This window comes from Nonomuraea rosea (genome assembly GCF_039539705.1).
Lineage (GTDB): Bacteria > Actinomycetota > Actinomycetes > Streptosporangiales > Streptosporangiaceae > Nonomuraea > Nonomuraea rosea.
Map to the genome: position 1 here is coordinate 547070 of NZ_BAABDQ010000002.1, position 23178 is coordinate 570247.

The 23178-nt window shown below is 70.9% G+C and carries 20 protein-coding genes; 14 read left to right on the forward strand and 6 right to left on the reverse strand.

Going from position 1 to position 23178, the window contains the following annotated elements; genetic code table 11:
* Positions 1-139: 139 nt before the first annotated feature.
* The 3 genes from ABEA43_RS06380 to ABEA43_RS06390 all read left to right on the forward strand — a co-directional run bounded on the left by ABEA43_RS06380 (position 140) and on the right by ABEA43_RS06390 (position 2177).
* Positions 140-688 carry a hypothetical protein gene (locus ABEA43_RS06380; protein WP_345559653.1) on the forward strand — a complete coding sequence of 183 codons (549 nt, stop codon included), beginning with the start codon at positions 140-142 and terminating at the stop codon, positions 686-688.
* Between the two features lie 126 nt (positions 689-814).
* On the forward strand, positions 815-1708 hold the full coding sequence (locus ABEA43_RS06385; RefSeq protein ID WP_345559654.1) for a glycerophosphodiester phosphodiesterase family protein: 894 nt from the start codon (positions 815-817) through the stop codon (positions 1706-1708).
* Positions 1617-2177, forward strand: coding sequence for a class I SAM-dependent methyltransferase (locus ABEA43_RS06390; protein ID WP_345559655.1), 561 nt, complete (start codon positions 1617-1619; stop codon positions 2175-2177). The genes ABEA43_RS06385 and ABEA43_RS06390 overlap by 92 nt, the downstream gene beginning before the upstream one ends.
* A 4-nt stretch (positions 2178-2181) precedes the next feature.
* Here the strand turns inward: ABEA43_RS06390 and ABEA43_RS06395 are convergent, their stop codons facing one another.
* A complete protein-coding gene (locus ABEA43_RS06395; protein ID WP_345559656.1) occupies positions 2182-2838 on the reverse strand; it encodes a GntR family transcriptional regulator in 657 nt (218 codons plus the stop codon).
* Between the two features lie 129 nt (positions 2839-2967).
* Between ABEA43_RS06395 and ABEA43_RS06400 the strand changes: the two genes are divergently transcribed.
* From ABEA43_RS06400 to ABEA43_RS06425, 6 genes are all read left to right on the forward strand, one after another.
* Positions 2968-4239, forward strand: a complete 1272-nt coding sequence (locus ABEA43_RS06400) for an ABC transporter substrate-binding protein (RefSeq protein WP_345559657.1) — start codon at positions 2968-2970, stop codon at positions 4237-4239.
* Positions 4226-5071, forward strand: coding sequence for a carbohydrate ABC transporter permease (locus ABEA43_RS06405; RefSeq protein ID WP_345559658.1), 846 nt, complete (start codon positions 4226-4228; stop codon positions 5069-5071). Before ABEA43_RS06400 ends, ABEA43_RS06405 begins: the two co-directional genes overlap by 14 nt.
* 23 nt (positions 5072-5094) lie before the next feature.
* Positions 5095-5979 (forward strand): carbohydrate ABC transporter permease, encoded by an 885-nt coding sequence (locus tag ABEA43_RS06410; RefSeq protein ID WP_345559659.1) that lies wholly within the window; start codon positions 5095-5097, stop codon positions 5977-5979.
* Between the two features lie 19 nt (positions 5980-5998).
* Complete coding sequence (locus ABEA43_RS06415; RefSeq protein ID WP_345559660.1) at positions 5999-7084, forward strand: enolase C-terminal domain-like protein; 1086 nt, start codon at positions 5999-6001, stop codon at positions 7082-7084.
* A 29-nt stretch (positions 7085-7113) separates the two neighbouring features.
* On the forward strand, positions 7114-8298 hold the full coding sequence (locus tag ABEA43_RS06420) for a hypothetical protein (RefSeq protein ID WP_345559661.1): 1185 nt from the start codon (positions 7114-7116) through the stop codon (positions 8296-8298).
* Between the two features lie 102 nt (positions 8299-8400).
* Positions 8401-9585 (forward strand): low temperature requirement protein A, encoded by a 1185-nt coding sequence (locus tag ABEA43_RS06425; RefSeq protein WP_345559662.1) that lies wholly within the window; start codon positions 8401-8403, stop codon positions 9583-9585.
* 75 nt (positions 9586-9660) lie between these two features.
* On the opposite strand, the gene ABEA43_RS06430 is transcribed toward ABEA43_RS06425, so the two are convergent.
* Positions 9661-10248 carry a mycothiol transferase gene (locus ABEA43_RS06430; RefSeq protein ID WP_345559663.1) on the reverse strand — a complete coding sequence of 196 codons (588 nt, stop codon included), beginning with the start codon at positions 10246-10248 and terminating at the stop codon, positions 9661-9663.
* Between the two features lie 131 nt (positions 10249-10379).
* Between ABEA43_RS06430 and ABEA43_RS06435 the strand changes: the two genes are divergently transcribed.
* Complete coding sequence (locus tag ABEA43_RS06435; protein WP_345559664.1) at positions 10380-12956, forward strand: ATP-binding protein; 2577 nt, start codon at positions 10380-10382, stop codon at positions 12954-12956.
* 127 nt (positions 12957-13083) lie between these two features.
* Positions 13084-13755, forward strand: coding sequence for a hypothetical protein (locus tag ABEA43_RS06440; protein WP_345559665.1), 672 nt, complete (start codon positions 13084-13086; stop codon positions 13753-13755).
* Between the two features lie 32 nt (positions 13756-13787).
* Here ABEA43_RS06440 and ABEA43_RS06445 read toward each other — a convergent pair whose 3' ends face one another.
* The gene (locus ABEA43_RS06445) at positions 13788-14906 is read right to left on the reverse strand and encodes a hypothetical protein (RefSeq protein ID WP_345559666.1); all 1119 of its coding nucleotides are present in this window, start codon (positions 14904-14906) and stop codon (positions 13788-13790) included.
* 169 nt (positions 14907-15075) lie between these two features.
* Positions 15076-17100 (reverse strand): serine/threonine protein kinase, encoded by a 2025-nt coding sequence (locus ABEA43_RS06450; protein ID WP_345559667.1) that lies wholly within the window; start codon positions 17098-17100, stop codon positions 15076-15078.
* A 157-nt stretch (positions 17101-17257) separates the two neighbouring features.
* On the opposite strand from ABEA43_RS06450, the gene ABEA43_RS06455 reads away from it, so the two are divergent.
* Positions 17258-18076 carry an FHA domain-containing protein gene (locus ABEA43_RS06455; protein WP_345559668.1) on the forward strand — a complete coding sequence of 273 codons (819 nt, stop codon included), beginning with the start codon at positions 17258-17260 and terminating at the stop codon, positions 18074-18076.
* Between the two features lie 38 nt (positions 18077-18114).
* Here the strand turns inward: ABEA43_RS06455 and ABEA43_RS06460 are convergent, their stop codons facing one another.
* Together ABEA43_RS06460 and ABEA43_RS06465 are read right to left on the reverse strand one after the other, a co-directional pair.
* Positions 18115-19065 (reverse strand): hypothetical protein, encoded by a 951-nt coding sequence (locus ABEA43_RS06460; RefSeq protein WP_345559669.1) that lies wholly within the window; start codon positions 19063-19065, stop codon positions 18115-18117.
* A 72-nt stretch (positions 19066-19137) separates the two neighbouring features.
* Complete coding sequence (locus ABEA43_RS06465; RefSeq protein ID WP_345559670.1) at positions 19138-19785, reverse strand: TetR/AcrR family transcriptional regulator; 648 nt, start codon at positions 19783-19785, stop codon at positions 19138-19140.
* A 192-nt stretch (positions 19786-19977) separates the two neighbouring features.
* On the opposite strand from ABEA43_RS06465, the gene ABEA43_RS06470 reads away from it, so the two are divergent.
* Positions 19978-22263, forward strand: coding sequence for an MFS transporter (locus ABEA43_RS06470; protein WP_425570184.1), 2286 nt, complete (start codon positions 19978-19980; stop codon positions 22261-22263).
* A 56-nt stretch (positions 22264-22319) separates the two neighbouring features.
* Complete coding sequence (locus tag ABEA43_RS06480; RefSeq protein ID WP_345559671.1) at positions 22320-23174, forward strand: YceI family protein; 855 nt, start codon at positions 22320-22322, stop codon at positions 23172-23174.
* Positions 23175-23178 lie beyond the last annotated feature (4 nt).

Here is a 23178-nt window from a genome sequence, read left to right on the forward strand (position 1 = left end):
TCTCCCATCCTACCAATTCCATCAAGCCATCAAATTTCAAGCTTGATGCTTTTCGCCCGTCGGGCGGTGTCAGCGCCTCTCAGCGCCGTCTCTGTGGCGTGAGGGCGCCGTATCAGCGGGCGGCGCGATCGTCTGACCCATGGAAATCACCCGGAACCGCCCCCGCACCGTCACCTTCGCGGGCGTCCTGCAACTGCTGTTCGCTCTCGCCTTCCTGATCGTGCCGGTCGCCGGCCTCGTCTTCGGCGCCGACGTCCAGGCCGCGGCCGAGGCCGAGCTCGTCAGGCAAGGTCTGTCCCCCTCCGTCCTGGCCGAGAACGGCGTCCACTTCGACGAGGGCGGCTACGCGCTGGTGCTGCCCTTCACCACCGCCGTGATCGCCGCGCTCCTGGCGTGGCTCAACCTGGCGGGCAAGCGGGCCGGCCGGATCCTGACCCTGATCCTCCAGCCGATCTTCCTGGCCCTCGACGTCTTCATCCTGGCCAGCCAGGCGTCCAAGGCGGAGTATCTCCAGTCCATCCTCGGCGACGGCGCGAACGCACAGGCGGTCCTCGACGCGAGCGCCCGCGCCTACCCTGCCTGGTTGCTCCCCGTGTCCGACGGCCGTCTCGTCTTCACGCTCCTGGCCTCGCTGGCCGTCATCATCCTCCTTCTGCTCCCTTCCGCCCGTGCGTACTTCCGCAAGTAAGCACGGCTCCGGTTGTCGCCGGAAATTCCGCAGAAATTGGCCCATTGTGGGATTTCGGTCCGTACCATAATCGCCGCGGTGATCACCGGTGAGAGTCTCCGGTGCAGCTGCCGCAGGGAGTTTCACGTGCGAAAGATCGCAGCCGCCAGCCTGGCCATCCTCACCCCCCTCGCCGGCGCCGCCCCGGCAGCGGCTCAAGACGCGGCCCAGGGCGCCCAGGCCGGGCCCGACCGCTCCCAGGTCGTCGTCATCGGCCACCGCGGCTCGGCGGGCCACCGCCCCGAGCACACGCAGGGCAGCTACGAGCTCGGCGTGGCGCTGGGCGCCGACTGGATCGAGCCCGACCTGGTGCCGACCAAGGACCACGTGCTCGTCGCCAGGCACGAGAACGAGATCTCCGGCACCACCGACGTGTCGCTGCGCCCGGAGTTCGCCGCGCGCAAGACCACCAAGGTCATCGACGGGCGCAACGTGACCGGCTGGTTCACCGAGGACTTCACGCTGGCCGAGCTGAAGACGCTGCGCGCGGTCGAGCGGCTGCCCGCCATCCGGCAGCGCAACACCGTGTACAACGGCCACTACCAGGTGCTCACCTTCCAGGAGGTGCTCGACCTGGCCAAGCGGCTCTCGCGCCAGTACGGCAAGCAGGTCGGCGTCTTCCCCGAGACCAAGCACCCCACCTACTTCAGGTCGATCGGGCTGCCGCTGGAGGAGTCGCTGATCGAGACCGTGAAGCGCAACGGGCTCAACCGGCCGAACAGCTCGGTCGTGGTGCAGTCCTTCGAGCCGTCCAGCCTGCAGCGGGTGGGCAAGGAGCTGCGGGTCCCGCTGTGGCAGGCGCTGGGCACCACCGGCCAGCCGTACGACCTGACCGCTCGAGTTCGCCATCGGAACCGGTCGTGTGGCCGTGCCGCTCGCCGCGCGAGGCGTGCCCGTCACCGGCATCGAGCTGTCCCAGCCGATGATCGACCGACTGCGCGCGAAGGCCGACGAGGCGACGATCCCGGTCGTCGTCGGTGACATGGCGACCGCCACCGCGCCGGGGACGTACGCGCTCGTCTACCTCGTCTACAACACGATCTCGAACCTGCTCGCCCAGGCCGAGCAGGTCGCCTGCTTCCGCAACGCCGCCCGCCACCTCGCGCCCGGCGGCCGGTTCGTGATCGAGCTCTGGGTGCCCGAGCTGCGCAAGCTGCCACCGGGCCAGCAGGCCACGGTCTGGCAGTCCGAGCCGGGCTACATCGGTCTGGACACCTACGACGTGCTGCTTCAGCAGGTCGTGTCCCACCATTTCCGGTTCGGTGAGAGCGACGAGGCCCGGCTGTTCCGCAGCCCGCACCGCTACATCTGGCCGGCCGAGCTCGATCTCATGGCGCAGCTGGCCGGGTTCGAGCTGGAGAGCAGGCATGCCGACTGGGCGGGGGGCGCGTTCACCGCCGAGTCACGCTCCCACGTGTCCGTCTACCGTCTCCCAACCGAAGCTCGCTGAGCGCTCAGGGCAGCGACGCGAGCATGCGCTCTCCGGCCGATCGCAGGTGGGCGGTCATCGCGTCCGCCGCGGCCGGCCCGTCGCCTGCCACGACCGCCCGCACGATGGACTCGTGCTCGTCCCGGGTGAGCTCGATGGCGCCTTCCTTGGCGTAGAAGATCCGGAAGCCGCGCGAGCGAACGAGCAACCGCTCCAGCGCATCCGCCACGACCAGGTTCCCGGACATCGTGGCGAGCTTGCCGTGCAGCAGCTCATCGGCCTTGGCCAGCAGGGTGAGATCGCCGCCGGGCACGTCCACCTGCCGGCGCAGGAACGCCCGGTCCTCCGCACGGAACTCCTGGGCGGCGCGGGCGGCCGTGGGAGGTTCGAGCAGCAGCCTGCACTCGTACATGTCCGAGATCGTCTTGCGGTCGGGCAGGTCGGCGGCGACGAAGCCGCGATAGGGGTGCTTGCTGACCAGGCCGTCGGCCTCCAGCCGGCCCAGAGCCTGGCGGATCGGCGTGTTGGAGATCTTCAGCTGCGCGGCCAGAGCGTCGATCTTGACCCGGCTGCCGTGCGGGATGTGACCGCTGAGCAGCATCTCTCGCAGCACGTCGTACACGTCGTCGGCCAGCACCTGCCGCCGGGGGAGCGCCGGGGCCGGCGCGGGGGAGTCGGTCATCCAAGCCTCCTGATTTTCACAACATAGCGATAAATGGGGGTTGACGCGGCCGTAACGTGCATGCAACATCTGACTTCAAACATCGTACACGATTTTGCTGAGGCGGCTGTGATCAGAGTTCGCATCCCCATGACGGCGTGCCTCGCAGGAGTCCTGCTCGCCGCCTGCTCGTCCAGCCCGCCGGCAGCCGTCCGCGGGACCATCACCGAGGACCGCGACGCGGAACTGCTGGTGTGGAGCGACCCCACCCGGCTGGCCGGGTTCGAGCAGTTCAAGAAGACGCACCCGAACCTGAAGATGAAGGTCGAGACCTACGACGGGCAGAGCCTGCTGACGAAGCTCCAGCTGTTCAACCGCACCGGCAAGGGCTGGCCGGACGTCGTCTTCGCGGGGCAGCCGAACATGGTCTCCCAGTTCGCCGGGAAGCTGGACTACGCGCAGCCGCTCGACTCGCTGGTGCCGCAGCAGGTCCGGAAGGACTTCGGCACGTCCAACGCGCCCTGCGAGGTCGGCGGCAAGCTGTACTGCCTGCGCAACGACCTGGCCCAGACCGTGCTCTGGTACAACAAGCCGCTCATGGAGCGCTTCGGCTACGAGCTCCCCACGACCTGGAACGACTACCGGGCGCTGGGCGAGCGGGTGGCCAAGGAGCACCCCGGCTACGTCATCGGCAGCGCGGGCAGCTTCTTCACCTACTACGACTACTTCTGGTCCAGCGGCTGCCCGATCCAGCAGGTGACCGGGCCGGACAAGGTGCACATCAACCTGAAGGACCCCAAGTGCACCAGGGTCGCCAACCTGCTCGACCCGCTGGTCAAGAACGGGTCGGTCACCAAGGCGGGGCTCTTCGACCCGGAGATGGCCAAGCTCGGCAAGGAGGGCAAGGTCCTCATGCTGCCCGGCGCCTCCTGGCTCGGCGACTACCTGTTCAAGCCCAAGGACCTGTTCGCCACGCCCGCAGGGCAGATCGCCGCGGCGCCGTACCCGTCCTGGGACGGCGAGACGACCAACTGGTCCGGCAGCGCGGGCGGCGGCGTCTACCTGGTCTCGCGGCACTCCAAGAACATGAAGGGCGCCGCCGAGATCATCCAGTGGATGACCACCGACGCCGGCTACCAGAAGGACGCGCCGACCTACCCCGCCTACGGGCCGTCGGCCGACGCGTGGGCCAAGCGGCTGGCCGGTGACCCGTTCTACGCCGCCGACCCGTTCCCGGTGATGCGGGAGCAGGCGGCCAAGGTCAACCCCGTGCAGCAGCCCACCCGCTACGACGTCGAGGGGGCCTTCACCCAGACGGTGGTCCCCGCGATCCGCTCGGGCGGCACCGTCCTGGCCGGCCTGGACCAGCTCCAGACGGAGCTGGTGAACCTGGCGAAGGCCCAGGGCTATGACGTCGGGTAAGTGGTTCGGCTGGCTGTGCGTCGGCCCGTACCTGGTCCTGCTCTCGGTCTTCGGGATCGGTCCCGTCCTGTACGCCCTCTACGAGTCGCTCAGCGACCCGCGATCCTACGTCCACGCGACCGCCGACTTCCGCTTCCTGCCGGCACTGGGCAACGTGTCGCTGTTCATGGCGCTGTACCTGCCGGTCATGGTGATCGGCGTGCTCCTGCTGGCCCTGTTCGTCCAGGGCCAGCGCCCCCTGTACGGCACCACGCTGCGCCTGGTCTACATGCTGCCGGGCGCGGTCACCGGCTCGGCCGGCGTGCTGCTCTGGTACGTCATGCTCCAGCCCGCGCTCAGCCCCTTCGCCCCCCTCCTGCACGGCCTGGGCCTGCGGACCGGCAACGACGTGCTGAAGCCGTCGTACCTGGTGGTGATCTTCGCGTTGATGGCCTTCGCCACCGGGTTCGGCCAGTGGGTCGTCATCATGTACGGCGCCCTGCAGGGAGTGCCGCGCGAGGTGCTGGAGGCGGCCGAGATGGACGGCTGCTCCTGGTGGCAGACGGCCCTGCGGATCAAGCTGCCGCTCATCTCCAAGTACGTGGTCTACATGGTCATCCTGGCCTTCACCGCCGGGCTGCAGATCTTCATCGAGCCGCAGCTGCTGTACGGCGTGGCCTTCACCGGCTCCAAGTCGTGGTCGCTGAACCAGCTCGGCCTGCTGTTCGCCTTCGACAACGGCGACTTCGCCGCGGCCGCCGCGCTGTGCCTGATGCTGCTGGCCGTCTGCACCGTGGCCGCCTGCTTCCTGGTGTTCAAGGCCAAGTTCTTCGAGACGGAGGTCGGACGATGACCGGGCGGCATGGAGGCCGGCCGATGACCGGGCGGAACGGCGGGGCGTGGGTGTGGCGGATGTCCGTGTCCGTCGTGCTCGGCCTCGTGGCCCTGGCGTGCGCGCTGCCGCTCTTGTGGCTGGTGCTGGCGCCCACCAAGTCCGACGCCCAGATCACCGGCGGCCACCCGCTGTCCTTCGGCTCGTTCGACGGCTATCTGACCGCCTGGCGGAACCTGACCACGTTCAACGACGGCGTCATCTACCAGTGGATCGCCAACTCGGCGGTCTACACCGGCGGCGCGGTGCTGCTGTCGGTGATCACGTCACTGACGGCCGGGTACGCGCTGGCCGCGACCAGCATCGCCGGCCGCCGGAGCATCCTCATCGCCACGCTGCTGTCGATGATCGTGCCGCCCGCCGCGCTCGTGCTCCCGCTCTTCCTGGAGATGAACGCGGTCCAGCTCACCGGCACCGCCTGGTCGGTGATCCTGCCCGCCAGTCTCTACCCGTTCGGGGTGTACCTCGCCTTCATCTACTTCTCCACCATGCTGCCGCGTGAGGTGCTGGAGGCGGCCAGGATCGACGGCTGCTCGGAGTCCGCCCTGTTCGCCAGGGTCGCCCTGCCCCTGGGCAAGCCGCTGATCGCGCTGCTGACCTTCTTCGCCTTCATCGGCAACTGGAACAACTACTTCCTGCCGTTCGTGATGCTCGGCGACGACGAGACCTTCAACCTCCCGGTCGGGCTCGGCGTGCTCATCTCCGGATCGCCGGCGCTGAATCCGGCGCTGGGCGGCAGCGACCTCCCCATCCACCGGCCGGAAGCCGCGATCACGGGCGTGCTCACCGTGGTGCCCGTGGCGCTCGTCTTCCTGTTCGCCCAGCGCCACCTGGTGCGCGGGCTGCTCGACGGCGCCGTCAAGAACTGAACCGCAAAACGGAGTGAACGTGAAGATCACCGCTGTCGACGTCGTCCTGTGCGCGCAGCCCGCCGTCACGCCCGCCTTCCGCTGGCGCGACGGCCTGCCGGGGTCCGAGCCCGCGCACACCGGCGGCTGGCTCGTGCTGTCCACCGACGACGGGCACACCGGCTACGCCTACAGCCACCGCGGCGTCATCCTGGCCGACATCGCCGACCGCCGGCTGCGCCCGGAGCTGCTGGGGGAAGACCCCCTGCAGCGCGAGTGGCTGTGGCATCGCGTCTGGGAGCTGGACCGCATCGAGGAAATGCCGCTCTACATCCACGGCCTGGTGGACGTGGCGCTGTGGGACATCGCGGGGAAGGCGGCCGGGCTGCCGGTGCACCGGCTGCTCGGCGGCTACCGCACCGCCATCCCCGCGTACGCCTCCACCTCGACCTTCGCCACCGTCCGCGAATACCTGGACGTCGCCGACCAGTGCCTGGAGCTGGGCTACCCGGCCATCAAGCTGCACGCCTGGGGGGACGTCGACCGTGACATCGCCCTGTGCGCGGCACTGCGCGAGCACGTCGGCGACTCGGTGCCGCTGATGTACGACGGATCCGCCGGGTTCGATCTGCTCGACTCGATCAAGCTGGGCAGGGTCCTGTCCGAGGCGAGATACCTCTGGTACGAGGAGCCGATGCGTGAGTTCAGCGCGACCGCCTACCAACGCCTGGCCGAGAAGGTGGACGTACCGCTGATCGTCGCCGAGACCAGCGACGGCGCCCACATGAACACCGCCGACTTCATCGCCAACGGCTCCGCCACCGCGGTGCGCACCAGCGCGGGCCTGCGCGGCGGCATCACCGGGGCCATGCGCATCGCGCACCTCGCCGACGCCTTCCGGATGCGGGCCGAGGTCCACGGCGGCGGCATCGTGCACACCCACCTCTGCATGGCCGTCCCCAACACCACCTACTACGAGTCGTTCGTCCCGGCCAATCCCGTGACCAGGGAGGAAGCGGTCGACGCCAACGGACTCGTGCACGCGGGAACCACCCCCGGCATCGGATACGAGGCCGAATGGGAGCGCACCGGCGTACCGGCCGGGCTGGAGCCCTACACCTCCTGAAATCCCCCCACCAGAAGGAGAGCACCGACATGAGCGACATGCGAAGCACCGGCCCGAGCAGGCGCGCCGTCCTTGCGGGCGCCGCGGCATTACCCCTCATCGCCGCGACGACCGCGTCCCCCGCCACAGCGGCGTCTTCGGCGGCGAAGGGCTGGTCGTGGAAGCTGGTCAAGGACGGCACCGACATCTGGCAGCGCAACTCCTACCATGGCGTGGAGCAGTTCGACTTCCGGCTCGGCGGTGGCGGCTGCATCCCGCAGATGCGGCACTGCCCGACCGGCTACCGGCCGCTGCTCTCGCCCACCTACGAGGGCGAGGAGACCGACCGGGTCATGCAGGCCGTCCTCTGGGGCCTGAACGTCGAAGCCGCGACCACCGTCCTCGACCGGCGCTGGAACGTCAACCAGGCGGGCACCCGCCCCGGCGCCTACCAGCGTACGGTGCGCGTCGAGCGGACCACCTCCACCACCACCGACGTGTGGACCATCGCCGACCGGCAGTGGTACGCCGAGCTCATCGCCGACTTCGCCGGATCCGACGCCGTCCCGCAGCTCACCCGCTACACCAGGCTGTCCGGCGGCGCGCTGGAGATCCGCCGGGTCATCCGGCTGCCCAAGGTCGTCAACGCCGGGGCGACGGTCGGCGGCGTCGAGTTCTACCTGGAGAACTGGCTGCCGTTCCTGCGCTCCACCGACGCCTTCACCGCCCTGGCCCTGCGGCTCGACGCCAACGGCGACCCGAGCGAGTGGTACCGGGCGGGCCAGAACATCCCCTACTACCCGTGGACGCCGGCCGCCGGCACCAGCGGATACGCCATGGTCTTCAAGGAAGGCGCGCACCGGACCACGCCCAACGTGGCCGTGGTCTTCTCCAAGCACCCGGGCACGAAGTACGCCACCTCCGCCGTGTTCGAGAACGTGCGCAACTCGATGGACTGGGACACCGGCATCGGCGTCCTGCCCGGCGCCCACATCACCGGCGGGGAGGCCGGCAGCATCCTGGACTACACCATCCGCATCGTGCCCAACGGCGGCACCGGCGCCGGCCTGGTGACCGACCTCGACGCGCAGGTCGCCGCGATCCGGCCACCCGCCCTGTACGGCCCGGCGCACGCGTTGTCCGGCGAGCTCGGCGCCATCGCGGGGCGGCTGCGCGGCTACCTGACCTCCGCCGCGGGGACGCGTACCAACCACCTCGCCCCGCTGCTGGTCTGAGCCCGGCGTCCGCTCTGACCTAGCATTCCGAACAGCACCGCGTGGCAGGAGGCGGGACCGGCGCCGACGGGTGATCATGAGGAGTAAGGGTGGAGAGGACCGATGGCCGATTCGCATGACGGCGGGCGCGCGGAGACGCTGTGGCGCAGGATGGGCGGGCGCGACCCCGGTGAGCCGCATCGGGCCGCCACCCCGCTGGAGCTCCTGTCCGACCTGTGCTTCGTGGTGGCCGTGGCGCAGGCGGCCGCCAGCCTCCACCATGCGCTGTCGGAGGGGCACGCGGCCACCGGCGTGCTCGGCTACGCCATGGTGTTCTTCGCGATGTGGTGGGCGTGGATGAACTTCACCTGGTTCGCCTCCGCCTACGACACCGACGACACGGCGTACCGGCTGCTGATCTTCGTGCAGATGGCCGGGGTGCTCATCCTCGCCGCCGGAGTCCCGCGGGCCTTCCAGGACAAGGACTTCGGGCTGGTCACCCTCGGGTACGTCGTCATGCGCATGGCGCTCGTCCTCCTCTGGTTGCGCGCCGCCCACGGACACCAGGACGGGCGCCGGTCCGCACTGCGGTACGCGCTCGGCATCACGCTGGTCCAGGTGGGGTGGATCGCCCGGCTGGCGCTGCCCGAGCAGGCCGGCGTGGCCGGGTTCGCCGTCCTGGCGGCCGCGGAGCTGGTGGTGCCCGTCTGGGCGGAACGCTTCCGGCCCACCGCCTGGCACCCGCGGCACATCGCCGAGCGCTACGGCCTGTTCACGATCATCGTGCTCGGCGAATCCCTCCTCGCCGCCACCGTCGCCATCCAGTCCGGGCTGGAGCGGCAGATCAACACGGCGGCGCTGTTGTCCGTCGCCTTCAGCGGCATGATCATCGTCTTCGCGATGTGGTGGCTGTACTTCTCCCAGCCCGCCCACCTGCTGCTCACGTCGAACAAGCACGCCTTCCCCTGGGGCTACGGCCACTACTTCGTCTTCTCCTCCGCCGCCGCGATCGGGGCCGGTCTGGCGGTGAGCGTCGACTACGACAGCCATGAGGCGCACATGGGCGCCTTCGGAGCCGGCGCGGCCGTCGCCGTGCCGGTGGCGGTCTTCCTGGCCAGCCTGTGGCTGGTGCACGTCCGGCCGCATCGTCCGGGTGCGCTGGTGACGACCGCCTATCTCGCGGGGATCGTGCTGGTCCTGGCGACGCCGTTCACCAGCCTGCCGCTGCCGCTGATCGCAGCGGTGATGATCCTGCTCGTCCTGGTGGGCCGGCGGGCGACGTCGCGCCTGGCCCTCGCCGAGGCGTGATCGCGGCCTTGACCGGCCGGGCCCGGGTTGGGCCGGGCTGGGCCTGAGCCCGTTCCGGGCTGGGCCTGGGCCTGATCAGACGGCCGGGCGCGGCGGTCGGTTGGACTTGGGGTGCCATCCGGCCGGAGGGTCCTCGCCGACCCGTCCGTCCACGGCCTCGCGGAGCAGGTCGGCGTGCCCGGTGTGCCGCCCGTACTCCTCGATCAGGTCGCAGAGCAGCCGGCGCAGGTTGAGCCGGCGTCCGTCGGCGTAGGCGTGATGGACGAGCTGGCCGGGTCCGCCGGCGGCCAGGGCCGCGTCGAGGCGGGCCCGGGAGCGTTCGACGGCGGTGTCCCAGAGGGCGTAGAGGTCTTCCGGGGTGTCCTTGGCGGCCGAGTTGAAGTCCCAGTCGCGGTCGGCCTCCCAGTCCGCGGTGTCCCATGGCGCGCCGAGCGGTGCGCCGCTGAGTTTCGTGCCGAACATCTGCTCTTCGACGGACGCGAGGTGCTTGAGCAGGCTGCCCAGGGTCAGGGAGGAGGCGCCGATGCGGGTCTGCAGCCCGGTCGCGTCGAGGTCGTCGGCCTTCCAGCGGAACGTCGTGCGCAGGCGGTCGAGCGCGCCCACAAGATGCTCGGCCTCGGTGCCCGCGAGGGGCGGCTCCCACCAGTAATCGCTGTTGGTCATGGCGGCACCGTAAACCGGGTTCCGGACGTTCTGCGGCCGGATTCCGGCGGATCTTGAAGGCGAGCGGCTGTTCGCCGCGGGCGCCGGCGAATCCGGAGACCGGCGACCGCCGGATCATTACGATCGGGGACGTGGAGTTGTGGGAGCGTTCTGGGACGCTGGAACTCCTCGACGAGCTGCTGCGCGAGAGCACGCGTGGCGGCCGCGTGGTGGTGGTGGCCGGCGAGGCGGGCATCGGCAAGTCGGTGCTGGTGACGGAGTTCGCCCGGCGGTGCGGCGCACGGGCGCGGGTGCTGTGGGGTGGCTGCGACAGGCTCCTCACGCCGCGGGCGCTCGGGCCGCTGCACGACATCGGCCGCCAGACGGGCGGCGTCCTGGCCGACCGGCTCGGCGCAGGCGCGGCCCAGGAGGAGATCTTCACCGCCTTTCTGGAAGAACTGTCCGGTACGCGCTCCCACCCCCTGATCGTCGTGGAGGACGCGCACTGGGCCGACGAGGCCACGCTGGACTGGCTGCTCTGGCTGGGACGGCGGATCGGCCGGCTGCCCGCGCTGCTGGTGGTGACGTACCGCGACGACGAGGTGGGCGCCGGGCATCCGCTGCGGGGGGTGCTGGCGGCCCTGCCGAGCGCGCTCGTACGTCGTGTGCGGCTGCGGCCGCTGTCGCCGGCCTGCGTGACCGAACAGGCCGGCCTGGCCGGGCGGGACGCGGCCACGGTGCACCGCCTGACCGGGGGGAACCCGTTGCTGGTGACCGAGCTGCTCGGGAGCGAGGACGCGGCGGTGCCGGCCACCGTACAGGACCTCATTCTTGACCGGCTGCGGTCGCTGCCGCCGCCTGCCAGGGAGCTGGCGCACCTCGTGTCGGTGCTGCCGACGCGCGCCGACGCGGCCGTCGTGGCGGGGGCGCCGGACCAGGTCGAGACGTGCGTCGACGCCGGGGTGCTGGTGCCGGCCGGTGACGGCGTGGCGTTCCGCCACGAGCTGTTGCGCGGCGCGGTGGAGGAGGCGCTGTCGCCCACCCGGCGGGTGGTGCTGCATCGACGGGCGCTGGGCATCCTGGCGGATGTTCAGGGGATCGACCCGGGCCGGCTGGTCCACCACGCGCTCAACGCGGGCGACGGGACCGCGATCCTGCGTTACGGGCAGTCGGCCGGCGCGGGGGCGGCCAGGCAGGGCGCGCATCGGGAGGCCGCGGCGCACTACCGCGCCGCGGTGGCGCACGCCGGCGGGCTGCCGGCCGAGCGGCGGGCGGAGCTGCTGGAGACGTACGCGGAGCAGGCCTACCTGGCCGGGCTCGCCGAGGAGGCGCTGCGCGTGCGGCAGGCCGCGCTGCTGTTACGTCAGGAGCTGGGGCAGAGCGAGCTGATCGGCGAGAACCTGCGCTGGATCTCCCGGCTGGCGTGGTGGGCGGGGCACCGCGAGCAGGCGTGGGAGGCGGCATCGAGGCTGGTCACCGTGCTGGAGCCGGGAGACCCGCGGCTCGCCATGGCCTACAGCAACCAGTCGCAGCTCCACATGGCGGCGCACCAGCTCGATGAGGCCGTGGCGTGGGGCGCACGGGCCCAGGACCTGGCCGACCGGCTCGGCGACGTGGCGACCTCCGTCCACGCGGTGATCAACGTGAGCACCGCCCGGCTCGTCCGGGGCGACGAGGGCGCATGGGAGGAGCTGCGCGCGGCCCACGAGCGCGCCGACGCCGCCGGGCTGGCCGATCACGCGGCCCGCGCGCTGGTCGTCCTGGCCACGGTGCCGGTCCAGCTCGCCGAGTACGGCGTCGCGGCCCAGGCGATCGAACAGGCGCTGACCTACGCCACGGACCACAACCTCGACGGCTACGTCCAGTACCTGCTCGGCGTGCGGGCCGTGGTGCGGCTGGAGAGCTGCGACTGGGACGGCGCGCTCGCCGACGCCGAGGCGTCGCTGACGCGGACGGTCAAGGGCGGGGTGGCCATGTTCCCCGCGCTGCTGGCACGGGGCCGGATCCTGGCGGCCCGTGGTGAGCCGGGGGCGGCGGCCATCCTGGAGGAGGCCGCCCGGCAGGCCGAACGCACCGGCGAGGTGCAGCGGCTCGGCCCCGTGGCCGCGGCCCGTTCCGAGCACTTCCTGTGGAGCGGCGCTGCCGGGCGGGCCCGCGAGGAGGCCCGCCACGGCCTTGACCTGGCCGTGTCCGTGCGGCATCCCGTCTACGCGGGGGAGCTGGCCTACCGGTGGTGGCTGGCCGGCGGCGACCGGCAGGTTCCTCCTGGTACGGCGGCGCCGTACCGGATGATGATCGACGGCGCATGGGCGGACGCCGCCGCGGAGTGGGCACGGCGCGGCGCCCTGTACACCCGCCTCCTGGCGCTGTCGGCGGGCGACCAGGCCGCGGCCGAGGAGGCGCTGCGCACGTTGGACGGTCTCGGTGCGGCCACGTCGGCCCGATGGTTACGCGGTGAGCTGCGGAAACGCGGGTTCACCCGGATCCCGCGCGGGCCGCGGCGGGCGACGGCCGCCAACGCGGCGGGCCTGACGCCGCGTCAGGCGGACGTGCTGGCGCTGCTGGCCGAGGGGCTGTCGAACGCCGAGATCGCCGCCCGGCTGTCGCTGTCGGCCAAGACCGTCGACCATCACATCTCGGCGGTGCTGGCCAAGCTCGGCGTCACCAGCCGGGGCCAGGCCGTCGCGCTGGCGCACCGGATGAACCTGCCCGGTGAGACGGCAATGTAGGGAGATCTCCCGAATCGCCGCACAGGGCGCAGGCTCTACCGTTTTCACCGTACGCACCACGTCCCCGGCCGCCGGCCGCCACGGGCGGGGGCGCGACGGCAGCGGACCAGCGGGCGGGAGGATGTCGGTGACCATCGCCTATCGTCCGGACGCGCGGCCCTGCCTGCCGCCCGAGGTCGCTCATGCCGAGCCGGGCGCTCTGGTCTGCCGGCGGCACGGCCAGCAGTGGCAGCTCTCCCTCGGCGCCCGTACCACCCTGATGGACGACAGCGTGGGCATGCGCTTCCTCGCGCTGCTGATCGCCAACCCGGGGCAGGTGATCCGCGCTGTGGACCTGGTCGCGGGCCCGGCTCTCCCGGACGAGCCGGCCCGCGACGGAGGCGCACCACCCCACCGGCCGGGGGCGGACGGCCAGCTGACGGCGGACGGTCAGCCGATGGCGGGCGGCGGGTCGGTGGTGTCCGACGTGCCGGTGCTGGACGAGCAGGCCATCGGCACCTATCGGGAGCACCTGTCGCTGTTGCAGGCCGAGATCGCCGACCTCCAATCGTCCGGTGCCACCGAGCGAGCCGCGGCCTGCCGTGCCGAGCGCGACTGGCTGGTCGCCGAGCTGGCCGCCGCCACCCGCCAGGGCAGGCGCGCCCAGCGGTTCGCGGACGGCGAGGAGCGGGCCACGATCGCGGTCCGCAAGATCATCCGCCGCACCCTGACCCGGATCGTCGCGGTCGCCCCGGTGATCGGCGACGAGCTGCGCGCCACCGTCCACATCGGCGAGCGCTGCGCTTATCACCCCCGTTGAGGCAGGGCATCGGTGCCGGGTCGCCAGAGGGCTCAGTACAGGTGCTCGCTCCGAGCCGCCGCCTCGCGCCGGACTTCGGTGAGGAACGTGTCGAGTGCTTCTTCCCGCCGCACCCCGGCGGGGCCGTCGCCCGGGGGGCTCGTGTGCTGTTCGTAGACCTCCCAGCAGCTGTGGATGCCGTGCAGGAGGTTCTCGAGGAGGTCGAGGGCGGGGCGGGCGGGGTTGAGCGAGGTGAGGGGGAGGCGGATGGCGTCGGGGCTGAGGTCGAGCTCGGGATGGGTGCCGTGGGCCCTCTCGATGAGCCGCTCCGCCGCGGTGATGCGAAGGCGGGCGTCGGTGATGCCGCGTACGTGACCTTCTGCGACGTGAAGGGCGTTGCGGATGAGCGGCATGACCACGTGCCGGGGCCGGCTGCCGCCGGTCATGGGCACGACGATGTCGGCCAGGCTCTCCACGGCGAGGGGCTTGGCCTGCTGATCAGTCGCGGCCACGACCCGGCCCGGGTGCAGGCCGGTGAGCCGGGCGGCGACGGTGACGGCGGCGAACAGCCAGTTGGCGGCGGCGATCGCGGCGGCGGTGGGGTCGATCTGGGTACGCAGGTCGTCCGCGCCGAACGGATGGCGGTGCAGGAGGGTGTCGGCCTGCGAGACCTGGAGCGGCGAGGCGTCTTCGCGGCTGAGGGCGACGGCCTGCTCGGCTCGTCCGGTCAGGTTGCCGAGCTCGGCCTGTTCGACGGCGGTCAGCTCGGCGGCGACGTCGGCGGTGACCTGCGCGGTGAGCTGGGCCGCGTCGAGAGCGTCCAGGGTGCGGCCGATGGTGTGGGCCGCTCGTTCGACGTTCGTGGTCACCTCGTCGGCAGGTCGCTCGGCGGTGCTGAGGAGGGGCGGGACGGCGGTGAAGGCGTCGCGTTCCCGCTGGCGGTGCCAGCCGAGGCTGCCGGGGCCGTGGTGCTCGGCGGCGCTGGCCGGGTGGGTGTAGCAACGCCAGCAGGCTTGGGACAGCTCGGTCAGGCAGGTGGTCAGGCGCAACAGGTCCCGGCCTGGCACCAGAGCGCGAGGGAGCTCGGTGACGGTGGTGGCGGTGTCTCCGATGCCGGTGCTCCATTGCGCGATGAGCGCGTTGCGGGCGCGGTCGATGGCGTACCGAGTCACGAAGACTCCTTCGAGGGGAGCGTGGCGCGCCACGCTGATGACGGGGCCATGCGCTTGATGCGGCCATGCCTAGGATGCTGAATCCGTCGCTCGCGTGGAGCGGATTTGGCGTTGTCGCGCGTCCGTGATCAGCGGTTTTGTCAGTGAATGTGGCATAACTTCTTCACGGTCACTGCCCGCTCGGCGCGGCGGGATCTGGACCCTGGGGGGTGCGCGTGAAGTAAGGGGAGACCTCGAGCTCGTCCGGGATCTCCAGCAGCGTACGCGTCAGCTTGCCGTCGAACGCCACGACGCGGACCTCGTCGTTGGCGCCGTTGTCGTGTTCCCAGCAGTACAGATGCGACTCGTCGTACCAGCCGAGCACTTTGTCGCAGTCGGAGGAGAACCGGCGCACCTGCCCGCCGGTCGCGGCGTCCCAGAGGCAGTGGCCGCCGTCGCGGCCCGGGCAGTCGGTTACGAACAGCTTCCCCGAGGGCGAGAAGAGGTCGACGGTCCCGGACGCCAGCGGTCCGACGCCCGGCATGTCGCGCGCGGGCTTGCCGGAGGCGTCGAAGTACCGCAACCCTTCGTCCTCGCCATAGACGATGACCACGCCTGCTTCGCCGCCGTCCCAGCCGAAGTCGCCGTCACGGACGGAGTCGTCGGCCACCTCGACCACCCGGACCCGGCTCTGGGCCACGTCGCTCCTGGCCACGTCGACGATGGCGAAGCCCAAGGAGGTCCAGACGTCCTTGCCCCGCTTGTCCTCGGTCTTCTTGTTGACGTTGAGGAGGATCTTCGAGCCGTCCTTCGACCAGGCGCGGATGCTGCTGTCCAGCGGCTTGCGCACGGTCTTGACGCGGAAACTCGAGGCGCTCTGCCGGTCGGTGAGCAGGATCGAGTCGTAGCCGTCGGAGGTGTAGCTGCGCGGCCGGCCCGCGAGGAAGCGGCCGTCGGGGGAGACCAGCGAGTCCATGTTGTCGGGATATTTCGTGAACGTGCCCTGCAGTGACTGCCTGGCATAGTCGACGTCCTCGTCGAGTTTCTTGCTGTCGACCTCGTAGGCCGTCAGCGTGATCGGGTCGGACGGGAGCTCGTAGAGCGTGATCGCGCCGCCGGGCAGCGTGGTCTTGACGGGGGCGACCGGCGGGGCCGCGGTGGCCTCATCGGACGGCGCCGCCGCGGTGGCCTTCTCGGACGGCGCCGCCGCGGTGGCCGCATCGGACGGCGCAGCCGCGGACGTGACCCCGCCCGGCGTGGGCGTTCGCAGCCAGCCGGGCACGGCCAGCCCCACCGCGAGCCCGACCGCCACGACGGCCGCGGCGATCACGGAGCCGAGCAGGATCGGCCTGGAGCGGACGGCCTGCGGAGCGGCCTGTCTGGTTCCCTCGACGAGGGGGTTCGCGCCGGGCTCCGGGTTGCGCAGCAGGCGGGTGATCACGTCCATGGCCGTCGGCCGGCTCGCCGGATCCTTGGCCAGGCACTGCCGCACGAGGTCGCGCAGCCGTCCGTCGAGCGAGCCCAGATCGGGCGGTTCGCTGAGCACCCGGCTCATCACGGGATGCGTCCCGTCGGTGCCGAACGGCGCTCGGGCGCAGGACGCGAAGACCATCGTGCCGGCCCAGGAGAACATGTCGGCCGCGGGCCCGAGCCCATGCCCCATGACCTGCTCGGGAGCCATGTACGCGGGCGTCCCGATCTGTGTGCTGCTCGTCATGGTGGCCGGGCCGAGCGTGCGCGCGATCCCGAAGTCGATCACGCGCGGGCCGCCGGGGCCCATGATGATGTTGCCCGGCTTGAAGTCCCGATGCACCACGCCGGCCTCGTGGATCGCGGCGAGCGCGGTGGCGGTGCCGATGGCGAGCCGCTCCAGGTCCCCGCCCGCGAGCGGGCCGTCCTCCCTGACGGTCCGCTCCAGTGAGCGGCCCTCGACGTACTCGCTCATGATGTACGGCCGACCGTGCTCGACACCCGTGCTGAGCACGGTCGCGGTGCAGAACGTCGCCACCCGCCGGGCCACCTCCGCCTCCTGCAGGAAGCGCCGGACACTGTCCTCGTCGTCGGACGGGCTCAGCCACTTGACGGCCACGCGCGCGCCCAGGGGAGTCCGGGCAAGGTAGACGACGCCCTGGCCGCCTTGACCCAGCTTGCCGATGAGCTCCAGGCCGCCTAACCGCACGGGGTCACCTGGAGTCAACGGCGCGAAGTCAGACATGCGCTCATTGTGCTGCTACGCCGTGGATCTCTGGCAAGTTTACCGATCAGTACGTTCACCAGAATGTTCTTCTGTCAACGGTCTGACGTGCACAGGAGTGCCGGCTTGTGCCCAGTGACGTTGACTCCCGGGGAGGCTCGCGGAGAAGATCGGCGACATGGCGTGGACGACGCGCAGGCCCCCGAGCAAGGTGCACATCCTGCCCAAGGACTCAGAAAACCCCTCCGGCGAACTTGCCCCGCCCGTGCCGGGCACCCTCTACGTCCACGGAACCAACGGCGGGATACGCGTCGCGCCGGACGCCGGATTCGACGTGGTGTTCGGGCGCTGCGAGCCGGACGTCCACGTCTGCGTCGGCCCGGACGACCCGTACGTGAGCCGGCAGCACGGATACGTCACCTACGAGGGCGCGCATTGGGTGCTGTACAACCTCGGCCGGCTACCCCTGCGCCTTCCAGGAGGGCGGCTGATCCTCACCGGGCACGGTGCGGCGCTGCCGGTGGGCCACACCCCGTTGTTCATCGTCGCTCCCGAGCAAGAGCACCTGCTCGAAGTGCGGGTCGTCATGACGCCACCGGTCCCCGGCTCGGAAGAGCGCCAGGAGGCCGACACCCGCAACCCGGACGGCTGGCCCCTCAGCCCCGTCGAACGCCTGGTCCTGGTCTGCCTGAGCCGGCGATACCTCCGGCCGGAGCCCTGGCCGCAGCCGCTGACCTGGGCCCAGGTCGCCGACGAGCTCGGCCGCCTGCGTCCCGCCGAACGGTGGAGCGCGAAACGGGCCGCCCACATCGTCACCCAGACGCGCCGGCGGCTCAGCGCCAAGGTGCCCGGACTCCTGGAGGAGGAGATCCCGCCGCCGCTGGGCAACACGCTCAACCACAACCTGATCACCGCATTGCTCTCCAGCGCTTCGATCGGTCCGGCGGACCTCCGGCTCCTCGACGAACCACCGGAGACTCCAGATCAGCGGTCCTGACCCGGCGGTACAAAGGGGCCGCACCGTTCGCGCGGATTTCAGGTGGGAGGCTTGCCCTTGGGGGGTTCTCTGCGCCACTTGCCGTCGTTCTCCAGGTTCAGCAGCCCTCCCACGTACATGTCCTGATAGGTGGCATAGTCGGTGATCGGATATCCGTACTTGTCCTGCTTGGTGGGGAGAGCGGTGACCTTGAACGGCTTGCCGTGATCGTCGATGGGCTGCTCGACCAGCGTCCCGCCGTCGAGGACGTCCAGCACCAGGGAGAATTCGCAGTAGTGTTTCAGCGTCTTGGCGAGCACCTGAAAGGTGATGTCCTCGTCGCGCTTGAGGGAAATGGTCTTCCGCTGGAAATAGCCGCCTCCCCACTCCGACTTGTTGATGACGGTTCTCGCCTGGGGATTATCCTCGTCCAGGTCGAATCCGAGTCGTACGCTTTCTTGGCTGCCTGCGGTCGGGCTTTCGAACAAGGTGCCGGTGAGCGGGGCACTGCAGCGCGGGAGCACCTTCATGTCGATGATGCGCACGGACCGATCCCTGTTGCCGCGGACGACGATTTTGACATCCGTGTCGAACGGATCGACCGCTCCTCGCTGCCGGAGCCATCGGTGCTGTTCGTCGGAATAGCGGGACATGCTGTTGAGCTGGTCAAGCTCGCCGTCCGAGAGGCGCAACGCGGTGGGGAAGACCCAGGTCGGGGCGTCTTTGGCACGTTCCACCCGGACGAGATCCACCACCACCGACGGTCCTTCGGAAGGCTTGGGAGAAGGGGTGGTGGGGCGCGGTGTGGTGGGGGCCGGCGAGGGCGTGAAGGGCCGTTGAATCAGCCAGACGAGTACGCCGACGAGCACCGGCGCGGCGATCGCACTTCCGGCCCATTTCGCACCGGGCCGATTCCACCACCGCTTCGGCCGGCTCGTGCGCCAATTCCGTGGATATTTCGGACGTTTCGTCAATTGAATACCCTGCTCTCGGAAAGACGGCAGGTCCATGTTGGCATCATCCGCACCCGAACGCAGCGGGGCTGACGAAAAGGGAATTGCGCGCCACCCGCACCCGGGTGGTCAGTCGCGCGTGACGGGTGCCAGCCACAGCCCGACGAGGGCGTCGATCAGCCCGGTCGCCGCGTCGTGCCAGCTCGACCGGGGCGTGGTGGCGCCTTCCGCGAGCGCCCGTTCGCGGTCGGCGCACGTGTGCACGACGAGCTGGCGTACCATCTCGCCCCGCTCGATGCGCACGTCGGCGGGCAGCTCCGGCAGGCAGCGGTTGAACCCCTCGATGTTGCGCCGCAGCGCGGGAGAGGCGCGGTTCTCCTCGGTCATGATCGCGCAGAGCGCGGGGTCGGTCACCACCTGGGCGGTGAAGCGGGCGTACCAGGTGGGGGAGCCGAGGGCGGCCAGGTGCTCGGTCATCGGGCGCACCATGCAGGCGACCCAGTCGCGCACGTCGCCCGAGTCGCCGATGGCGGCCACCATCTCCGCGCGCGTCTGCTCGATCGCCTCGGCGTGCCTGCGCACGATCGCCCGGACCAGGTGGGCCTTGGTCCCGAAGTGGTAGCCGACCGCGGCGGTGTTGCCCTGCCCGGCGGCCTCGCTGACCTGGCGGTTGGACACGGCGAACACGCCGTGCTCGGCGAACAGCCGCTCCGCCGCCGTCAGGATCTGGTCGCGCGTCGCGTCGACGCGCTCGGCGCGTATGGCCTTGCGGGTCATCGTCACCACCTCATCGGAGCTTCTCGCCTGCCCTGCGCCGCCGTCCGTTCACCATGATCTCTCCTCATCGGGAGTCCCTCCAAATCCTGACGCGGTGCTGGGTCGGTAAATCGGCCCTGTTAGCCTTAACTCAACTGATTGACTTAAATCATCTCATCGTTGACTTCCTCTCGCCGCAACGGAGGCTCCCGCATGACCACCCTCTCCGCCCGCCCCGCGCACGCGGCGGGCCCGCCACGGGCGACCACCTTCGTGGTGGTGCTCGCCTTCGGCGGGATCGCGGTGTCGCTGATGCAGACCCTGGTGATCCCGCTGGTTCCCGAGCTTCCCAAGCTCCTGGGAGCCTCGGCGGGCGACGCCACCTGGGCGATCACCGCCACGCTGCTCGCCAGTGCGGCCGCCACGCCGGTGATGGGACGGCTGGGGGACATGTACGGCAAGCGGCGCATGCTGCTGGTCAGCCTGTTCCTGTTGATCGCCGGATCCGTCCTGTGCGGCCTCAGCGACTCCCTGACACCCATGATCGTGGGACGGGCGCTGCAGGGCCTGGCGTCGGGCGTCATCCCGCTCGGCATCAGCATCATGCGCGACGAACTGCCCGCCGAGCGGCTCGGCTCCGCGATCGCCTCCATGAGCGCCTCGCTCGGTGTGGGCGGCGCCCTGGGCCTGCCCGCCGCCGCTCTCATCGCCGACAACGCGGACTGGCACGTGCTGTTCTGGACCTCGGCGGGCCTCGGCGTCATCGCCTTCATCCTGGTGCTGACACTCGTGCCCGAGTCGGCGGTGCGCAGCGGCGGCCGGTTCGACCTGGTCGGCGCCGTCGGGCTGTCGGCCGGGCTGGTGAGCCTGCTCCTGGCGATCTCCAAGGGCGCCGACTGGGGCTGGGGCGACCCGCTCACGATCGGCCTGTTCGCCGCGGCGGTCGTGGTGCTGCTGCTGTGGGGCTGGTGGGAGCTGCGCACCCGGGAGCCGATGGTGGACCTGCGCACCACCGCGCGGCCCCAGGTGCTGTTCACGAACCTCGCCTCCATCATGCTCGGCTTCTCGATGTTCGCGATGTCGCTCGTGCTGCCGCAGCTCCTGCAGCTTCCCGAGGCCACCGGCTACGGGCTCGGCCAGTCGATCCTGGCCGCGGGCCTGGTGATGGCGCCGTCCGGCGTGGTCATGCTGCTGCTCGCGCCGATCGCGGCCCGCGTGTCCGCGGCCAAGGGGCCCAAGGTGACCCTCATGCTCGGCGCGATCATCGTCGCCGCGGGCTACGGCCTCAACATCGTGCTGATGTCCGAGGTCTGGCACCTCGTCCTGGTCTCCTGCGTCATCGGGGCCGGCATCGGATTCGCGTACGCCTCCATGCCCGCCCTCGTCATGGGCGCCGTGCCGGTATCGGAGACGGCCGCCGCGAACAGCCTCAACACCCTCATGCGCGCGATCGGCACCTCCGTCTCCAGCGCCGTGGCCGGGCTCATCCTGGCCCAGATGACCACCAGGTTCGGGCCTGCCGAGCTGCCCTCCGAGAACGGCTTCCGCGTCGTCCTGGCCATCGGCGCCGGCGCCGCCCTCCTCTCCTTCCTGCTCGCCTCCTTCCTGCCGCGCCGCAGCCCGGCCGCCGCGACGGCGCCGCACGCGGCGACGCCTCAGGGTGCGACGCCTCAGGGTGCGACGCCTCAGGGTGCGATCGCCGAGGACCAGCCCGTGTACGCCGCCGTGGCGGTCCAGCCGGAGGGCGGCGTCGAGATCCGCGGCTTCGTCGGCGGCGACGACGGTCACGGGATCGGGCACGCCACGCTGACCCTGATCGACGTGCGCGGTCACCAGCTCGGCCGGGCCATGACCCTGGCCGACGGCGGCTACAGCATCTGGACGCCGGGCAGCGGCACCTATGTCCTGATCGCTTCGGCCGCCCACCGCGATCCGCAGGTGGCCACCCTCGTCGTGGGTGACCAGCCGGTCGACTTCAACCTGATCATGGCCGGATCGAGCAAGCTCACCGGCGCCGTACGCGATGTGGAGGGCAAGCCGGTGCCCGGCGCGGTGCTCGTGCTGACCGACGTCCGCGGCGAGGTCGTCACCACGAGCACGGCCGACGCGGACGGCTCGTACGCCTTCTCCGGGGTGGTCGCGGGCAGCTACACGCTCGCGGTCAGCGCGGACACCTATCGTCCGGCCGCCGTGTTCATCGAGGTCAGCGGCACCGGCCAGACCAGGCACGACGTCGAGCTGCGGCCCGGCACCCGGATCAGGGGCACCGTACGGGTGCGCGACGGGGTCCCGCTGACGGACGCCCGGGTGACGCTGCTCGACGCGGCGGGAAACGTGGTCGGCACCACGACCACCGGGGACGACGGCGCGTACGCCTTCGCCGACCTGACCGGCGGCCAGTACACCCTCATCGCCACCGGCTACCCGCCCGTGGCCGACACCGTGACCGTCAACGGCTCGGACGACGACCGTGACCTGTGGCTGGCCCACACAGACTGACGCCTCAGATCGAAAGCGCTGCTCCGGACGAAACGAGCAGGGAGAGCAGGAGCACCATGTACACCAGCCAGCAGCGGGAGCAGCACGCCACGACCGGTCGCCGGGGCCTGCGCGCCCTCATCCGCACGAAGGACGGGTGGGCCGTGCAGCACGCGGTCGTCACGATGACCGACCCGGCCGGGCAGCAGGTCGTGCGGGCCGAGGCCGACGCCGACGGCATCGTGTCGACCGGCCCGCTGGCACCCGGCGTGTACACGGCCGTCGCCACCGCGGTCGGCTACACGCCGGCCGCGCTGACGGCCATCGTGACCGGGTCCGGCGCCGCCGAGCTGGGCACCGTGGTGCTGGCCAGGCAGGGTGGCGCCGACCTTCCGCCGCCCGGCCCGTGGACGCTCGACCCCGCCCACTGCACGATCGCGGCGACGGCCCAGCATCTGGGGCTGAGCACCGTCCGCGGGCGGTTCAGGCAGTTCGCCGGGCGGATCGAGGTCGGCTCGACCCCGGAGGACTCGGCGGTGTCCGCCGACATCGCGGCCGCCTCGATCGACACGGGGAACGCCACCAGGGACGACCATCTCCGCTCGGCCGACTTCCTGAGCGTGGCCTCGTACCCGATGATCTCCTATCGCGGCGCCGGGCTCACCCCCGCGGGCCCCGACCGGTGGATCGTGCACGGCATGCTGACCCTCGCCGGGGTGTCGCGGCCGGTCGACCTCGACCTGGCCTACCTCGGCACCGGCCCGGACCCGTGGGGCGGCCTGCGGGCCGCGTTCCACGCGGAGACGGAGCTGCACCGCGAGGACTTCGCGATGACGTACAACCAGGTGGTGCGGGCCGGGGTCAACCTGATCGGCGCGACGGTGAAGGTGGAGCTGGACATCCAGGCCGTGCAGGGCGCTTCCGTGCCTTAGGTCC

Bases quoted from the DNA above. Each gene is read 5' to 3' on its own strand.
- ABEA43_RS06380 (WP_345559653.1), top strand. From the start codon at position 140: ATGGAAATCACCCGGAACCGCCCCCGCACCGTCACCTTCGCGGGCGTC.
- ABEA43_RS06395 (WP_345559656.1), bottom strand. From the start codon at position 2,838: ATGACCGACTCCCCCGCGCCGGCCCCGGCGCTCCCCCGGCGGCAGGTG.
- ABEA43_RS06400 (WP_345559657.1), top strand. From the start codon at position 2,968: ATGACGGCGTGCCTCGCAGGAGTCCTGCTCGCCGCCTGCTCGTCCAGC.
- ABEA43_RS06405 (WP_345559658.1), top strand. From the start codon at position 4,226: ATGACGTCGGGTAAGTGGTTCGGCTGGCTGTGCGTCGGCCCGTACCTG.
- ABEA43_RS06410 (WP_345559659.1), top strand. From the start codon at position 5,095: ATGACCGGGCGGAACGGCGGGGCGTGGGTGTGGCGGATGTCCGTGTCC.
- ABEA43_RS06420 (WP_345559661.1), top strand. From the start codon at position 7,114: ATGAGCGACATGCGAAGCACCGGCCCGAGCAGGCGCGCCGTCCTTGCG.
- ABEA43_RS06425 (WP_345559662.1), top strand. From the start codon at position 8,401: ATGGCCGATTCGCATGACGGCGGGCGCGCGGAGACGCTGTGGCGCAGG.
- ABEA43_RS06430 (WP_345559663.1), bottom strand. From the start codon at position 10,248: ATGACCAACAGCGATTACTGGTGGGAGCCGCCCCTCGCGGGCACCGAG.
- ABEA43_RS06450 (WP_345559667.1), bottom strand. From the start codon at position 17,100: ATGTCTGACTTCGCGCCGTTGACTCCAGGTGACCCCGTGCGGTTAGGC.
- ABEA43_RS06455 (WP_345559668.1), top strand. From the start codon at position 17,258: ATGGCGTGGACGACGCGCAGGCCCCCGAGCAAGGTGCACATCCTGCCC.
- ABEA43_RS06460 (WP_345559669.1), bottom strand. From the start codon at position 19,065: ATGGACCTGCCGTCTTTCCGAGAGCAGGGTATTCAATTGACGAAACGT.
- ABEA43_RS06465 (WP_345559670.1), bottom strand. From the start codon at position 19,785: ATGACCCGCAAGGCCATACGCGCCGAGCGCGTCGACGCGACGCGCGAC.
- ABEA43_RS06470 (WP_425570184.1), top strand. From the start codon at position 19,978: ATGACCACCCTCTCCGCCCGCCCCGCGCACGCGGCGGGCCCGCCACGG.
- ABEA43_RS06480 (WP_345559671.1), top strand. From the start codon at position 22,320: ATGTACACCAGCCAGCAGCGGGAGCAGCACGCCACGACCGGTCGCCGG.